This is a genomic window from Kosakonia oryzendophytica (assembly GCF_900094925.1).
Lineage (GTDB): Bacteria > Pseudomonadota > Gammaproteobacteria > Enterobacterales > Enterobacteriaceae > Kosakonia > Kosakonia oryzendophytica.
Genome location: NZ_FMAY01000002.1, coordinates 91,458 through 106,509, shown reverse-complemented (window position 1 = coordinate 106,509; position 15,052 = coordinate 91,458). Strand labels below are relative to the sequence as shown.

General features: G+C 53.1%; 14 protein-coding genes. 6 read left to right on the top strand and 8 right to left on the bottom strand.

Translation table 11 applies throughout. From position 1 onward, the window contains the following. The first annotated feature begins 59 nt into the window (after positions 1-59). The 3 genes from GA0061071_RS03665 (at position 60) to GA0061071_RS03655 (ending at position 3,464) form a co-directional block, all read left to right on the top strand. The gene (locus tag GA0061071_RS03665) at positions 60-371 is read left to right on the top strand and encodes a DUF485 domain-containing protein (RefSeq protein ID WP_061498690.1); all 312 of its coding nucleotides are present in this window, start codon (positions 60-62) and stop codon (positions 369-371) included. Next, positions 368-2,017, top strand: coding sequence for a cation/acetate symporter ActP (gene actP, locus GA0061071_RS03660; protein ID WP_061498693.1), 1,650 nt, complete (start codon positions 368-370; stop codon positions 2,015-2,017). The genes GA0061071_RS03665 and actP overlap by 4 nt, the downstream gene beginning before the upstream one ends. 151 nt (positions 2,018-2,168) lie before the next feature. Further along, positions 2,169-3,464 carry a Gfo/Idh/MocA family protein gene (locus tag GA0061071_RS03655; protein WP_061498695.1) on the top strand — a complete coding sequence of 432 codons (1,296 nt, stop codon included), beginning with the start codon at positions 2,169-2,171 and terminating at the stop codon, positions 3,462-3,464. A 30-nt stretch (positions 3,465-3,494) separates the two neighbouring features. Here GA0061071_RS03655 and GA0061071_RS03650 read toward each other — a convergent pair whose 3' ends face one another. Together GA0061071_RS03650 and GA0061071_RS03645 are read right to left on the bottom strand one after the other, a co-directional pair. Beyond that, the gene (locus GA0061071_RS03650; RefSeq protein WP_061498698.1) at positions 3,495-4,184 is read right to left on the bottom strand and encodes an LrgB family protein; all 690 of its coding nucleotides are present in this window, start codon (positions 4,182-4,184) and stop codon (positions 3,495-3,497) included. Then, positions 4,177-4,587, bottom strand: a complete 411-nt coding sequence (locus tag GA0061071_RS03645; protein ID WP_061500235.1) for a CidA/LrgA family protein — start codon at positions 4,585-4,587, stop codon at positions 4,177-4,179. Before GA0061071_RS03645 ends, GA0061071_RS03650 begins: the two co-directional genes overlap by 8 nt. 100 nt (positions 4,588-4,687) lie before the next feature. Here GA0061071_RS03645 and GA0061071_RS03640 point away from each other — a divergent pair, with 100 nt between their 5' ends. Beyond that, a complete protein-coding gene (locus tag GA0061071_RS03640; protein ID WP_061498701.1) occupies positions 4,688-5,566 on the top strand; it encodes a LysR family transcriptional regulator in 879 nt (292 codons plus the stop codon). Positions 5,567-5,649: 83 nt separating this feature from the next. On the opposite strand, the gene GA0061071_RS03635 is transcribed toward GA0061071_RS03640, so the two are convergent. The 4 genes from GA0061071_RS03635 to soxR all read right to left on the bottom strand — a co-directional run bounded on the left by GA0061071_RS03635 (position 5,650) and on the right by soxR (position 10,487). Continuing rightward, complete coding sequence (locus tag GA0061071_RS03635; protein ID WP_061498704.1) at positions 5,650-7,296, bottom strand: Na+/H+ antiporter; 1,647 nt, start codon at positions 7,294-7,296, stop codon at positions 5,650-5,652. Positions 7,297-7,432: 136 nt separating this feature from the next. Beyond that, positions 7,433-8,782: a guanine/hypoxanthine transporter GhxP gene (gene ghxP, locus GA0061071_RS03630; RefSeq protein WP_061498709.1), complete on the bottom strand. Its 1,350-nt coding sequence runs from the start codon at positions 8,780-8,782 to the stop codon at positions 7,433-7,435. Positions 8,783-9,082: 300 nt separating this feature from the next. Further along, on the bottom strand, positions 9,083-9,751 hold the full coding sequence (locus GA0061071_RS03620; protein ID WP_061498712.1) for a glutathione S-transferase family protein: 669 nt from the start codon (positions 9,749-9,751) through the stop codon (positions 9,083-9,085). A 277-nt stretch (positions 9,752-10,028) separates the two neighbouring features. Further along, on the bottom strand, positions 10,029-10,487 hold the full coding sequence (soxR, locus tag GA0061071_RS03615; protein ID WP_061498714.1) for a redox-sensitive transcriptional activator SoxR: 459 nt from the start codon (positions 10,485-10,487) through the stop codon (positions 10,029-10,031). An 81-nt stretch (positions 10,488-10,568) separates the two neighbouring features. Between soxR and soxS the strand changes: the two genes are divergently transcribed. Then, positions 10,569-10,892 (top strand): superoxide response transcriptional regulator SoxS, encoded by a 324-nt coding sequence (soxS, locus tag GA0061071_RS03610; protein ID WP_061498717.1) that lies wholly within the window; start codon positions 10,569-10,571, stop codon positions 10,890-10,892. A 7-nt stretch (positions 10,893-10,899) separates the two neighbouring features. Here the strand turns inward: soxS and GA0061071_RS03605 are convergent, their stop codons facing one another. Both GA0061071_RS03605 and GA0061071_RS03600 read right to left on the bottom strand, forming a co-directional pair. Beyond that, positions 10,900-12,471, bottom strand: a complete 1,572-nt coding sequence (locus GA0061071_RS03605; protein WP_061498720.1) for an EAL domain-containing protein — start codon at positions 12,469-12,471, stop codon at positions 10,900-10,902. Between the two features lie 341 nt (positions 12,472-12,812). Continuing rightward, positions 12,813-14,216: a GGDEF domain-containing protein gene (locus tag GA0061071_RS03600; protein WP_088237241.1), complete on the bottom strand. Its 1,404-nt coding sequence runs from the start codon at positions 14,214-14,216 to the stop codon at positions 12,813-12,815. 548 nt (positions 14,217-14,764) lie between these two features. Between GA0061071_RS03600 and GA0061071_RS03595 the strand changes: the two genes are divergently transcribed. Then, positions 14,765-15,046: a YjcB family protein gene (locus GA0061071_RS03595; protein WP_061498726.1), complete on the top strand. Its 282-nt coding sequence runs from the start codon at positions 14,765-14,767 to the stop codon at positions 15,044-15,046. The last annotated feature ends 6 nt before the right edge of the window (positions 15,047-15,052 follow it).

Sequence of the window (15,052 nt, the reverse complement as noted above, 5' to 3'; positions counted from 1 at the left end):
CTCCCCTTCGGGGGAGGGTACAAAAAAACGCCTCGACCTTACCTCTGGAGAATTCTGTGATGAATAATATTTATCAACAGATTGAAAACAGTGCGCATTTCAGGGAGTTAGTGGAAAAACGGCAACGGTTTGCCTTCATCCTTTCCATCATCATGCTGATTATTTATGTCGGCTTTATCGTGTTGATTGCCTTTGCGCCACAGTGGCTCGGTACGCCGCTGCATGAAGGCACCAGCGTAACGCGTGGTATTCCGATTGGCATTGGTGTGATCCTGATTTCGTTTGTGCTGACCGGCGTGTACGTCTGGCGGGCAAACGGTGAGTTTGATCGTCTGACAAAAGCGGTGATGAACGAGGTAAAAGCATCATGAAGAGAGTCCTGACGGCGCTTGCCGCCACACTGCCTTTCACAGCCAACGCCGCCGATGCCATTACCGGTGCAGTACAACGCCAGCCCACCAACTGGCAGGCGATCATCATGTTTGTGGTGTTTGTGGCGTTAACACTGTGCATCACCTACTGGGCGTCTAAACGCACCCGCACACGTAGCGACTACTACACCGCTGGCGGCAATATCACTGGCCTGCAAAACGGGCTGGCCATTGCCGGTGACTACATGTCGGCGGCCTCTTTTCTTGGGATCTCCGCACTGGTTTACACCTCCGGTTACGACGGTCTGATCTACTCGCTCGGCTTTCTTGTCGGCTGGCCGATCATCCTGTTCCTGATTGCCGAACGCTTGCGTAACCTCGGGCGCTATACCTTTGCCGATGTTGCCTCGTATCGTCTTAAACAAGGTCCGATCCGCTCACTCTCCGCCTGCGGTTCGCTGGTGGTGGTGGCGCTCTATCTTATTGCGCAGATGGTCGGCGCCGGTAAATTGATTGAACTGCTGTTCGGCCTGAACTACCACGTTGCGGTCGTACTGGTGGGTGTGCTGATGGTGATGTATGTGCTGTTCGGCGGCATGCTGGCTACCACCTGGGTACAAATCATCAAAGCGGTATTGCTGCTGTTCGGTGCCAGCTTTATGGCCTTTATGGTGATGAAGCATGTGGGCTTTAGTTTTAATAACCTGTTTAGCGAAGCCATGTCCGTGCACCCGAAAGGCAGCGCGATCATGAGTCCTGGCGGGCTGGTTAAAGATCCTGTCTCGGCCCTCTCTCTCGGGCTGGGGCTGATGTTCGGCACTGCGGGTTTACCGCATATCCTGATGCGTTTCTTCACCGTCAGCGACGCGCGTGAAGCCCGTAAGAGCGTCTTCTACGCCACCGGGTTTATGGGGTACTTCTATATCCTGACCTTTATCATCGGCTTTGGCGCCATCATGCTGGTGGGCGCGAACCCGGCGTTTAAAGATGCGGCGGGCGCGCTGATTGGCGGCAACAATATGGCGGCAGTGCATCTGGCTAATGCGGTCGGTGGCAGCCTGTTCCTCGGTTTTATCTCCGCTGTCGCCTTCGCCACCATTCTTGCGGTGGTGGCCGGGCTGACGCTGGCGGGTGCATCTGCGGTTTCTCACGATCTCTACGCCAACGTATTCCGTAAAGGTGCAACGGAGCGTCAGGAACTGAAGGTCTCGAAAATCACCGTGCTGGTGCTTGGCGTGGTGGCTATCCTGCTGGGTATCCTGTTTGAAAACCAGAACATCGCCTTTATGGTCGGACTGGCCTTCTCGATTGCCGCCAGTTGCAACTTCCCGATCATTCTGCTTTCCATGTACTGGTCGAAACTGACCACTCGTGGCGCAATGGTTGGCGGCTGGCTTGGCCTGTTAACCGCCGTGATCCTGATGGTGCTTGGCCCAACTATCTGGGTGAAGATCCTCGGTCATGCTACCGCTGTCTTCCCGTATGAGTACCCGGCGCTGTTCTCCATTGCGATTGCGTTTATCGGCATCTGGATCTTCTCCATCACCGATAACTCCGAAGAGGGTAACCGCGAGCGCGAACTGTTCCGCGCGCAGTTTATCCGTTCGCAGACCGGTATTGGTATCGAACAAGGCCGCGCACATTAATGCTCTACCCCGGCCAGTAATGGCCGGGGATCACATTTTCCCCACCTGCCAGTACCCCTCTTCCGCCATCGCGCTACAGTAAAAAATCCAACCTGAAACATCGTTTTTAATACATCAACACGTTAATTCATTTATGACTTGCGAGGATGCGATGAAAAAATATGCGCTGGTAGGTACAGGCGGACGCGCCGGATTATATATCTCCGCCATTGGTGGTCAGTGGAAAGAGAATGCCCGCATGGTAGCGTTTTGCGACAGCAACCAGACACGGATGGAGTACGCCAATCAGCTGTTAAAAAACGAAGGCGCTGCACCGGTTTCTACCTGGAAAGCCGCGCAGTTTGAAACGATGATTGCGGAAACCCGGCCGGACATCATTATCGTCACCACCCTGGACCGTACCCATGATGACTATATCGTGCGGGCGCTGCATGCCGGCTGCGATGTGATCACCGAAAAGCCGATGACCATTGATGAACAGCGCGCACTACGCATTCTGGATGCCATTGAACAGACCGGGCATACCGTGCGCGTGGCGTTTAACTATCGCTATGCGCCGCACCACAGCAAAGTGCGCGAGTTGCTGATGAACAACACCATCGGCGAGGTCTACTCGGTGCATTTCGAGTGGCTGCTGAATACCGAACATGGCGCGGACTATTTTCGCCGCTGGCATCGGGAAAAACGCAACAGCGGCGGATTGCTGGTGCACAAATCGACCCATCATTTTGATTTGATGAACTTCTGGCTCGACAGCTATCCCCTTCGGGTTTATGCCGAAGGCGGGCTGCGCTTTTACGGTAAAGAGAACGCGGAAAAACGCGGCATCAGCCACTTTTACCCACGCGCCCATGGTTATGCTGCTGCGAAAAACGATCCCTTTGCCCTGCACATGGATGAGAATCCACAACTGAAAGCGCTGTACCTGGATGCGGAGCATGAAGACCACTACTGGCGCGATCAGAGCGTCTTCAGCGATGGCATCACCATTGAAGATACGCTGTCGGTACTGGTGAAATACCAGAACCAGTGCCAGTTGAGCTATTCACTGAACACTTACCTGCCGTGGGAAGGGCTCAACGTGGTTTTTAACGGCAGTCAGGGGCGGCTGGAGATGAAAATCGTCGAAAAATCTTACGTTAACGCCGGAGGCGAGCGCGCCAATGAGGGCAGCCTTGAATCCTGTGACATTACCGTCTTCCCGATGTTCGCCGCACCGTGGAAAGCAGACTTTATCCTCGGCGAGGGGGGACATGGCGGCGGCGATAATGCCATGCTGGCGGACCTGTTTGGCGAACCGGGTCATGATCCCTTAAAACGCGCCGCCGATCACCGCGCGGGTGCCATGTCGATCCTGACCGGCATCGCCGGGAATATCGCCATGCAGCAACAGCGCCCGGTTAATTTTAACGAGTTTGAACTGGTCGCCCGCCTGAAAAAACAGTAACCCCTGCCCCCCGTCAGCGCTGGCGGGGCGTTAAAACATCACCCATGCCACCAGCGGAGCACTCAGCACCATCACCACACCAGAGAGCATCATCACCAGGCTGGCAACGACGCCTTCCTGCGGCCCCAACTCATACGATCGCGCCGTGCCCGCACCGTGGGAAGCCGCGCCAAAGCCTGCACCTTTTGCCATCCCTTCGCGGATCGACAAGCGCAGAAACAGCATATCGCCCACCGCCATGCCGAACACGCCCGTCACCACAACGAACAGCGCCACCAAATCAGGCTGCCCGCCAAGGGGTTTCGCGGCGGCAAGCGCAAACGGCGTGGTAACCGAACGGACCGCCAGGCTACGCTGGATCGCATCCGGCAATGTGAATAAGCGCGCCAGCCAGACCGAACTGGTGACCGCCACCACGGTAGCGGTGATCACCCCCGCGGACAGCGACATCCAGTGGCGGCGAATGATCGCCAGGTTTTCATACACCGGGACGGCAAAAGCGATGGTCGCCGGTCCCAGAAACCATATCAGCCAGTGCGACTCGCCCATATAGCTTTGGTACGAGATATGCCCAAACACCAGCAGCAACACTAACAGCACAGGCGTGCAGACCAGCGGCATTAAGGGCAAGGTGTGGAAACGCCGGTAAATACGCTTATTGAGAAAATAGCACCCCAGCGTCAATAACAGGCACAGTACGCTTAATGAGAACTCACTCATTTTTTAGCCTACTCACTTCAAAGCGATAGACCTTATCCACTACCCAGGCCGTCGCGCCAAGCACCAGTAACGTACTCAGGCCAATGACGGCAAAAATACGCCAACCGTCCACCATCAACAATTGCGCATAATTCACCACTGCGACCACGGCAGGCACAAAAAACAGCAACATTTCCGCCAGTAGCCAGCGCGCCCCCTCCCGTACCCAATTCAGCGGGATCACCCGGCACACGATTAAGCCCAGCATAAGCAGCATGCCCACCAGGTTGGCAGGTAACGGCAGATGCAACCACTGGACAAGGTATTCAGCAACGATGAACAGCCCGGCGTACAGTACGACCTGAACCGGGACCTGAAGACGACGCACAAGGGCAGGCGTAACACGTCTTAACGCCACGTCCATATTGATTTCCCATGAAATATGCAGGCGCTCAGTATAGAGAGCCGCCAGGCGTGACAGAAATGAATTAAAATCATCGCGGGCATAGTTGAAAGGAATAGTTATGGACATCCGAACGCTGCGTTATTTTGTGGAGGTGGTTCGCCAGCAAAGCTTCACTCGCGCGGCGGAACGTCTTTTTGTCACCCAACCAACCATCAGCAAAATGCTGAAGAATCTGGAAGATGAACTGGATTGCACGCTGATCATCCGCGATGGCCGCAAACTTCTGCTTACCGATACCGGGCGGGTGGTGTTTGAGCGCGGCGTGGCGATCCTGGCGGAATTTCGTCAACTGGAAGCCGAACTCAATGACATTAACCATCTGAATAAAGGCGTGTTACGCCTTGGCATTCCGCCGATGGTCGGTATGTTGATGGCCGGACCGATCAGCCTGTTTCGCCAGCGCTACCCTGGCGTAGAGCTTAAAATCTCTGAATTTGGCGGTTTGGTGGTGCAACAAGCGGTGGTCAGCGGCGATCTGGATCTGGCCATGACGGCGCTGCCAATAGAAGAAGAGAGCGGTCTGTCGACGCTGCCGCTGTTCAGCCACCCAATGTGTGTGCTGGTGCCGCGCTCCGGAGAGTGGGTTGAACGCGAGGTGGTCACACCGGAAGAGCTGGGAGAGCACCCGTTGCTGATTTATAACGAAGATTTCGCCCTCAGCCGCCAGTTAATGCAGTTGTTCAATCAGCACGGCGTGAAGCCGCGCATTGCGGTGCGCAGCGGCCAGTGGGATTTCCTTGCGGCCATGGTGCAGGCCGGTGTGGGTATTGCGATATTGCCGGAGCCGATATGCCAGCGGTTAGATAAGCAGACGCTGCGCTGGCTGCCGTTACAGAGCGATTTACACTGGCAACTGGGGATGATTTGGCGCGAAGGGGTTTACCTTTCACGTAGTGCTCAGGCGTGGCTGGAGTGCTGCAAAGGGTTCTGGCTCTAACCGCCGGACGGTGTGACGCGGAGTAAACCGACAAACCTGTCTGAGTTTGTCGGCTGCGCAACGTCGCCATCCGGCACGTTTTTTTACTTATGCTCCAGCAACAACGCTTCCAGCAGGTCGAGATCGTGCAGCAATTTTTGCAGCGTCTCGTTGCTGATCTGACGGGTAGCGCGCAAATGGTAAAGCTCGGCGCGTTCAGAGCGTAGCGCCGCCAGGCGAAAACGGCGCTCCAGGTTCTCTTCCTGTAGCGAGCTTTCCACGTTGTTACGCCCATCAGCACGTCGCCGCAGATTACCAATCACCCGCGAACTGACTTCAGTCAGCAGTTGATCATCGATATTCTCTTCGGTATCCGCGGCCAGGCGTTCCTCCATTTTCTGGATCGCCACAATCGCCACATCGGCCGTGGCGGCCCGCGCCATCCGCTCCTCTTTATGCTGCTGCGCGTGATCGCGCACCTCAATATGCTGCAACAGCGACGGCAGCGCGATCACACCGACAAACAGCGAGAACAGGATCACCCCGGCGGCCAGGAACACCAGCTCATATCGCGCCGGGAAGACATCGCCGCTGGGCAGCAACAGCGGAATAGAGAGCACACCCGCAAGGGTGATCGCCCCGCGCACCCCGGCAAAGGTGGCAATCAATAATTCGCGATCGCTCCAGGAGGCAAACTCCATCGGTTTTTTGGAAAGGAAACGGCGGCTGAATCTTTTCATCGTCCACAACCAGCCAAAACGCACCAGCATTAACGCGGCGTAAATCAGCACGATATCGGTGAACAGCATCCAGGTTTCAACATTCGGGTCGGCTTCCGCCGCCACCAGAGAAGACTCCAGGATACCCGGTAATTGCAGCCCCAACAGCAGAAACACCATGCCGTTAAAAACGAACTCCAGCATCGCCCAGGTGCTGTTTGCACGCAGACGCATCGCCAGCGGCGCGGTACGCATCACGCCGGAACGGGTGATGGTCATCCCGGCCGCCACCGCCGCGAGGATGCCGGAAACGCCGATATGCTCGGCAATCAGATACGAGGCGAACGGTAGCAGAAATAGCAGGACGATTTGCGTCGCGGGCTCATCGCCGCCCCAGCGGCTGAGAAAGCGCAGCGAACGGCCATACAGCCAGCTTACGACAAAGCCCGCCAGCAAGCCGCCTATCGCCACTTTCATAAACTCAACCGTTGCGCCGCCCACGGTAAAGACCATGGTTCCCATCGCCACGGCGACGGCGAATTTCAGTGACACCAGGCCAGAGGCGTCATTCATTAACGCCTCGCCCTGCAAAATCCCCATGATTTTCTTAGGAATGCGCCCTTCGCCGACGATGCCGGAAAGCGCCACCGCATCGGTTGGCGACAGTACCGCCGCCAGCGCAAAAGCAGGCACCAGCGGGATCCCTGGCACCACCCAGTAAATTAAGAAGCCGATACCTACCACGGTGACCAGTACCAGCGCCAGCGCCAGACCGAAGATTTCACGACCATGTTCGAGAAACTCACGCGTGGGGGTTTTCCAGCCATCGGCGAACAGCAGCGGCGGGATAAACAGTACCAGGAACAGTTCCGGGTCAAACTCCACATGCAGGCCAAAGGTGGGAAAAGCCAGCAGTGCGCCAATGGCGATTTGCATCAGCGGTAGCGGGATTTGAAACGGCAGAACACGGGTGACGACACCCGAAAGCGAAACCACAAGGGTCATGATGAGAATGGTAAAGAATATTTCCATGCGTTCCCTGTTTGCGATGTGTTGTTATAAAGGCCTCAGACCTTGATGCCAGAACATCCAGCTTAACGCAAAGAAACCGGGCTGTGGGCAAAAAAAATGGGCGACCGGAGTCGCCCATTGTTAACACGTTTCGCGATCAGATAGCCCAGCCGCCTGCATAGAATATAACCAGCGCAACCGCAATCACCACGGTACCGATGTTCAGCTTACGCCACTCGCCGGAGACCACGCGGCCAATGACCAGCGAGGCAAAACCGATCATGATGCCGGTAACGATATTACAGGTCAGCACGATGAAGACGGCGGTGATCAGGCCTGACATGGCGTCTACGAAATCGGCAAAATCGATTTTCGCAACGTTGCTCAGCATCAGCAGACCCACATACATCAGCGCCGGTGCGGTGGCATACGCCGGCACCAGGTAAGAGAGCGGGGAGAGGAAGAGGATCAGCAGGAACAGTACGCCAACGGTGATCGCTGTCAGACCGGTTTTGCCGCCCGCCGCCGTACCGGCCGCAGATTCGATATATACCGCTGCCGGTGCTGCGCCAACCAGACCAGAGAACACGCTGCTCAGGGAGTCGGTGGTCAGCGCTTTGCCACCATCGATAATCTGACCGTCTTTATCCAGCAGATTTGCCTGCCCGGCTACCGCACGGATAGTCCCGGTGGCGTCAAACACCGCGGTCATCACCAGCGCCAGCACGCTTGGCAGCACAACCGGGTTCAGCGCGCCCATAATATCCAGGCTACCGATCAGGGAATTACCCTTGTCATCGCTCAGCGAAGGCATGGCGAAAATACCGGAGAAGTGTACGTTCGGATCGAAAATCAGCCCCACAATCGACACACCGATAATAGTCAGCAGAATGCCACCCGGCACTTTCAGTTTTTCGAGACCAATAATGACCGCCAGGCCAATCAGCGACATGATCACCGGGAAACTGGCGAAATGCCCCAGCGCAACCGGCAGACCATCCAGCGGGTTTTTGATAACCAGGCCTACGCCGTTTGCAGCGATAAGCAGCAGGAACAGGCCGATACCGATGCCGGTTCCGTGCGCAACGCCCTGCGGCAGGTTGCGCAGGATCCAGCTACGAATCCCGGTCGCGGAAATCACGGTAAACAGCACACCCATCAGGAACACGGCACCCAGCGCAACCGGCACGCTAATGTGCTGACCCAGCACCAGACTGAACGCGGTAAACGCGGTAAGAGAGATAGCGCAACCGATAGCCAACGGCAGGTTCGCCCACAGCCCCATCACGATGGAGCCAATGCCTGCAACCAGGCAAGTGGCCACAAATACAGCCGCAGGTGGGAAACCCGCTTTACCCAGCATGCCGGGAACAACGATGACCGAGTAGACCATCGCCAGGAAGGTGGTTAAACCAGCAACGATTTCCTGACGAACAGTACTGCCGCGGGCAGAGATTTTAAACAGTGCGTCAAGCGAACCGCCGGTACGCGCAGAAGGCGTAGACATAGGAAACATCCCCTGAGAATTTTATTGTTCGTTCGCATGCGTGGTGGACAGTCCACTGCCGGTTAAACGTCATCTCCCTGTGCTGCGTTGTGGCAAGGGGGCCACAAAAAAGCAAACGTTTAACTCCGCGCATACAACGGTTGGTCGAAAAAAGGCAAACGATTATCCAGCGTTTAGATACCGCTTTTCAACTGAACTTTGCCGCTTTTCGCTAAATTTCGCTTATGGTGATTAAGAAGTCACCGACCGATGCGCAAACGTTATCGTCGATGCGCAACTTTGCAACATTTTCGGATCATTTTAACCACCGGGAAGATCGAACGGACCGCCCTGCACGATAGCGCGTTGCCAGGCAGGGCGCATTTCGATGCGTTTTTTCCACGCCCGCAAGGCAGGCAGGTTATCCACCCCACCGCGCGACAGCAACGCGAAGACCGGAAAGCTCATCTGCATGTCTGCCATACTCAGTTGCTCACCGGCAAACCAGCTATGGTGCGCCAGTTCCTCTTCAAGAAAACGCGCATGCGTGGTGATTTGGCGGTTCAGCCAGGCTTTCTGAACACCATACGAAAGCAGCTTGCCGATACTACGAACACCAAAGGGTACCGGTGGTTTACCCAGACTGGCGAAAACCAGCTTCATGAGTAACAGCGGCATCAGCGACCCTTCTGCATAGTGCAACCAGAAACGGTAATCCAGCTTTTGCTGCATCGCCTGCGGCTTAAAGCGCTGCGCTGTGTCGTAGGTTTCCTGTAAATACTCCAGGATTGCGCCCGACTCCGCGAGGATCAACCCGTTATCTTCGATGACAGGCGATTTGCCTAACGGGTGAACCTGGCGAAGTGATGCCGGCGCGAGCATCGTTTTTTCACGCTGGTAGCGAACAATTTGATACGGCACGCCCAGTTCTTCTAAAGCCCAAAGAATGCGCTGTGAGCGGGACTGATTCAGATGATGCACCGTAAGCATGTTTTTCTCCCGAGGATCCATATGAATTAACTATAGAAAATCGGCATCGTTGCGGATGAAAGAGCGAAGAAAAAAACCTGAAAAAAATTGCTCAAAAAAGTGGCAATTCTGCTACGGTGACCTAGACTAAAAGTGTCAGCACAACCCGGAACCTCCAACATGACGAGGGGTGCTGATGTCGGGGGAAACCCTCCTGCAGAAGAGCGGGATAGAGAGAAAGACAAAGACCGGAAAACGACTAAAGCGCCCCAACGGGCGCTTTAGTTTTTTATGCGTCTCAGTCGTCTTCCAGCAGGCGCGCGCCGGTACCCTGTTGCCCAAGCTGGTCGCCAGGGTTACGTAACGGGCAGTCGCTGCGCGACAGGCAACCGCAACCAATACACCCATCCAGCTCATCACGTAGCGCAACCAGCGTATGAATGCGGCGATCCAGTTCGTCGCGCCATTGAGACGACAACTGTTTCCACTCTTTTGCACTGAGCGTGTGCCCTTCCGGTAAGACGCCGAATGCTTCACCGATGGTCGCCAGTGGAATGCCAATGCGTTGCGCAATCTTAATGATTGCCACATAACGCAGCACATCACGGGTATAGCGCCGCTGATTACCGGTATTACGGGTACTTTTAATCAAGCCTTTGCTCTCATAAAAGTGCAGCGCCGAGACAGCCACCCCGCTACGTTTCGCCACTTCACCGGGGCTCAGCAGGGCTTTTATACGCGGCATTCTCTTTTCCATAAAACCTCTTTACCTCAAGTTAACTTGAGGAATTATACTCGCTCCCAGACAAAACGACGAATCGGGAAATGAGGAAGCTTTATGTCCCATCAGCAGATTATTCAGACCCTTATTGAATGGATTGATGAACATATCGACCAACCAATGAACATTGATGTTGTCGCAAGAAAGTCAGGTTATTCAAAGTGGTATCTGCAACGAATGTTCCGTACCGTAATGCATCAAACGCTTGGCGACTATATTCGTCAGCGCCGTTTGCTGCTGGCAGCGGAAGCACTGCGTACGACACAACGCCCTATTTTTGATATTGCGATGGATTTGGGGTACGTCTCACAGCAGACGTTTTCGCGCGTATTTCGCCGGGAGTTTGACCGCACCCCCAGCGATTACCGACATCATGCCTGATGGGCAATCAGTTTAACGACGGCGGCTGCTGCACCCAGCGTTTGAATTCCTGTGGCGGCAGCGCCTTCGCAAAGTACCACCCCTGGCAAAACTGAACGCCCCGTTTTAGCAACCAGGTCACCTGTTCCGCCGTTTCCACCCCTTCCGCAATGATCTTCAGACGCAGACTCTGCGCCATCTCGATAATGTGTTCGGCAATCAGGTGACTGGTACTGTTGGTGGTGAGCGTATCAATAAAGGATTTGTCGATTTTCAGGATATCGACATTAAGGGAGTAGAGATTGTGCAAATTGGAGTAGCCGGTGCCGAAATCATCTATTGCCACTTCGTAGCCAGCCTGGCGAAACGCCTGAATCACCGGCGTGGTTTTCGGTACATCGATAAACCCGCGTTCGGTCACTTCAATCTTGATTTGCCCGGCGCGCACGGCATGCTCCCTGGTTTTGTTGGCAATTAACGAAATCAGGCGTGAAGAGTGGAAATCCGCAGCAGATAAGTTGATGGAGATGTAGAGATCGGGAACTTGCGGCAGAAAATCGCCCAAATCATTAAAGACTTCATCGACGACATAATCGGTCACACGTTCGATCATGCCCTCTTTTTCCGCCAACGGAATAAATTCAGCCGGACTCATGACCTGGCCGTTAAAACCCGGCCAGCGCAACAACGCTTCTGCCCCCACGCAAGTGCCACTTTTGATATCAATAATAGGTTGGTAATGAAGGCAGAGTTGGCGCTTCGTTAATGCCCGATGGAGCAGACGGCGCGGGGAATTAAATTCCTGCCGTGTTCGTGACCATATTAATAAGATGATCACGCTGCAGACCATCCCCAGCGGCAGGGTGAACGTCACCTGGCGGTAAAAGGCCTGAAGATAGTGGTCGCTGGAGGTGGACACGATAATAGCAATCGGCCGTTTGTCAGAGTGGGCAATGGTGTAAAAACGCGTGCCCTGCTGAAATGTCGCGTCGTTCCGGTTCACCAGCTTTGACAGCGTGCCGATATCCGTCGAACGACTCACTGAGAAGAATAAATGGGTTACCGTATCGTAAACACCGTATGCCAGTTCATTATCTTCTGACATGACATCGCTATAGGCGAGCGGGTTAACCACCGCAACATAATTTCCACGCTGCATGTAGACCATTTTATAGCCAGCGTAAAAAGGGGTATCCCGGTAGTAATAAATAGCAATATCAGGACGGCGTTTATACTCAGCTGGTGAAATAGCATACGGTTGTTCGGGCGTTATTACGCTCGAACATAAAAAATGTCCACTGCGTGCATAAATTAAATCGGAGACATACAAACTGCCGCGCACGATATTGAGCATTGCAGCCCGATGCTCTGGCGTACAAATTTGACCTTGATATTTCTCTGCGGCTAAACGAGCCGTATCCACCTGCTGAACTACCGCTTCTGTTTTATTTAACGCCAATTGAGCAAAGGAGTGGAGTTGCTCGCCTGTTTCTTTTACCGCACGGATATGCGCAAACCATAGCGAGAGCATCACTGGTAGTAGAACTACCAGGATTATCCCAATGACCCAGAGCATCTTGCGACGCACGCTATGATTCATGTCCGCCTATATCCATGCATTTTATGTGCCTTTTAATTGTACGGCAGGATGCTTTGATAAACAGGTGATTACGTTGCATGAATCATACGACATTAGCAACTGACTTTTATCATTAAAAACCTAATATTTGGTTATGACGATAATATTCGACCGTAAGCCAAACTAAAAGTCGGCTCGATGTTTATATTAGGGAAAATATTAATCCGTAGTTCAGGTTAGTTTTTACTTAATGCAACCAGGAATCGCTGATTAAGCCAAACTAACAACAGGATAAAAAAGAACAGGCCATGCGGAAATTTTTTCATGCGGATTTTGAGTTTCCTTCATAATTCCTCCTTTATTTATAAAAAGGCTCCAGCAATCACGGTTTTACTGCGTCCGGCACGCTTCGCATCGTACAACGCATTGTCTGCAAGCGTAAGTAAAACTGAAGTATCCACCTGGTCGCTCGTGACAAATACTAAACCAGCGCTAAAGGATAAGGTGATCTTTTCACCAATGCTTAATAATGGCGTTTGCGTTAAGGTAGCACGCATTTTTTGGCTAAAACGCAATGCCGATTTGCTACTGGTGTACGGCATCAAAATCAGAAATTCCTCACCACCCAATCGCCCAAACAACCAGGAGGGATCGCTATGCTCACGGATCTTATCGCAGAAATGGATCAGTGCCGCATCGCCCGTGAGGTGCCCCCAGCGATCGTTGATATTCTTGAAGTGATCAAGATCGAGCATTAACAGACTGAAATGACTACGCGGATCGCTTGGATTACAACTGACCAGCAACGCTTTTAAATGTTGCAGGATAGCAAATCGGTTGTAGCATCCCGTCAGATCGTCAATGGTGGCTTTTCTCTCCATCTGCTGCTCCGCCTTTTTACGCGCAGTGATATCCAGCCCGATACTGAGGATGGAATGATCGGGCAGCAGGATGTTTGACCAAAGTACCGTCAGTACCTGGCCGTCACGGCGTACAGGGTGCCACTCGTGCATGTCGACAGCCGGTGAAGTATTAACCGAAGCGCGAACTTGCTGACGCACCAGTGGATCAGGGAAAAACAATGCTAATGGATCGGGCTGCTGGTTGAGCTGCTCCAGCGTCCAGCCGAAGAGACGCTCGCATTCACCATTCCATAAAATACAGCGGTTATTTTTATCAAAGGAATTCATTAATACCGGGGCGCGATCAAATAACGCTTTATATTGTTCGATAACGTGTTGTATCTCTTTCGCTGCGCGATCCCGTGAAATAATCTCTACAAGAAAACTCTTTAGCTTTTCAACTAAAATGATGACGACATTCTTCATTACAGATAATGATAAAGTGGACTGCGGAAATGCCACAAAGAAATAACCACTAAGACCAGACTCCTGCACATGCAATTTACACAGGATGCCACTTTTTAATTTATTGCCGACGAGAGTATTCTCAGGGAATAATAGTGTACCGACATGACGTCGCCAACAAATAACGCGCCAGGCACGCAGATTCCGTCGTAACTGTGACTGTTCCAGCAACGTTACCGCATCCTGCAATGTGCACGTTATTTCACCCACGCGGGTGAATTGCGGCACGCCCTCTTGCTCGACCAGCACCCACACCAGGCTTGCGCCCAAAGCCGCATTGATAGCATGAAGAATCTCTTCCAGCGAATGTTTCCCGGTTAGCCACGGCATCAGTTTCGCCAGCAGCGCCAGCGCCGCAGTCCCATCTTCCAAAGGTGCAGCGGAAATCTCTGTTTTCATGTTTTATCATTCGCAGGTTATTAAGCACCAGGCCGGCCTGAAATGATTGAATCAGGAAGGAAAAGTCACACCCACGAATTAGCCCAGACAGCAGGCGAAAAAACAACACTGAACGACGTAACGAAATCGTGCCAGTAGAGAATATACCGCTTAAAATCAAATCCCCTGAATAATCACTCACAGGTAGAGACTACTGTCCAGAAAAGCATAATAGATGTTTTGTAAACTGTAAATATTGCAGTAATAAGTCTGCTAAATATTCACGGCGCGGTATCAATAAATTTAAGTTAAATCAATTTCCATCCTGGTTAAATATAACCGTAAGACAATCGCGGTATAACGCAGCCCAACATATCGACGAAAAAAGAGACAAAATGGCCTGTTTTCACGCTGGCGAATAAACAACCAAGTGTGATATAGTTCACACATTCGTGAAATGGAAAACACCGTTTCACTTTGTTGTGCTACTCCGCGGACGCCTGCGTCATCTCTGCCACTCGTGCATAACGCCAGTCCGCCCGGTATTTGATTCTTCTGAGGATGGTTTCATGGCTACCTTTACCACCAGCGTCGTGTTGTTGCGCTGGCAGATATTGAGCGCAGTGTTGATGTTTATGGCCAGTACACTGAACATTCGCTTTCGCAGAGCAGACTATGTGGGTCTTGCGGTGATCAGTAGCGGTCTGGGTTTGGCCGCAGCATGCTGGTTTGCCACCGGCCTGCTTGGCATGACAGTTGTGGACTTTTCCAATATCTGGCACAACCTGGTTGTGGTGATGGAGGAAATCTCCCGCAAAGCACCGCCAGAGTGGCCGATGGTCATTACCTGATGAAAA

Excerpts from the sequence above, each read along its gene's own strand:
- GA0061071_RS03665 (WP_061498690.1), top strand. The coding sequence starts at position 60 with ATGAATAATATTTATCAACAGATTGAAAACAGTGCGCATTTCAGGGAG.
- actP (WP_061498693.1), top strand. The coding sequence starts at position 368 with ATGAAGAGAGTCCTGACGGCGCTTGCCGCCACACTGCCTTTCACAGCC.
- GA0061071_RS03655 (WP_061498695.1), top strand. The coding sequence starts at position 2,169 with ATGAAAAAATATGCGCTGGTAGGTACAGGCGGACGCGCCGGATTATAT.
- GA0061071_RS03650 (WP_061498698.1), bottom strand. The coding sequence starts at position 4,184 with ATGAGTGAGTTCTCATTAAGCGTACTGTGCCTGTTATTGACGCTGGGG.
- GA0061071_RS03645 (WP_061500235.1), bottom strand. The coding sequence starts at position 4,587 with ATGGACGTGGCGTTAAGACGTGTTACGCCTGCCCTTGTGCGTCGTCTT.
- GA0061071_RS03640 (WP_061498701.1), top strand. The coding sequence starts at position 4,688 with ATGGACATCCGAACGCTGCGTTATTTTGTGGAGGTGGTTCGCCAGCAA.
- GA0061071_RS03635 (WP_061498704.1), bottom strand. The coding sequence starts at position 7,296 with ATGGAAATATTCTTTACCATTCTCATCATGACCCTTGTGGTTTCGCTT.
- ghxP (WP_061498709.1), bottom strand. The coding sequence starts at position 8,782 with ATGTCTACGCCTTCTGCGCGTACCGGCGGTTCGCTTGACGCACTGTTT.
- GA0061071_RS03620 (WP_061498712.1), bottom strand. The coding sequence starts at position 9,751 with ATGCTTACGGTGCATCATCTGAATCAGTCCCGCTCACAGCGCATTCTT.
- soxR (WP_061498714.1), bottom strand. The coding sequence starts at position 10,487 with ATGGAAAAGAGAATGCCGCGTATAAAAGCCCTGCTGAGCCCCGGTGAA.
- soxS (WP_061498717.1), top strand. The coding sequence starts at position 10,569 with ATGTCCCATCAGCAGATTATTCAGACCCTTATTGAATGGATTGATGAA.
- GA0061071_RS03605 (WP_061498720.1), bottom strand. The coding sequence starts at position 12,471 with ATGAATCATAGCGTGCGTCGCAAGATGCTCTGGGTCATTGGGATAATC.
- GA0061071_RS03600 (WP_088237241.1), bottom strand. The coding sequence starts at position 14,216 with ATGAAAACAGAGATTTCCGCTGCACCTTTGGAAGATGGGACTGCGGCG.
- GA0061071_RS03595 (WP_061498726.1), top strand. The coding sequence starts at position 14,765 with ATGGCTACCTTTACCACCAGCGTCGTGTTGTTGCGCTGGCAGATATTG.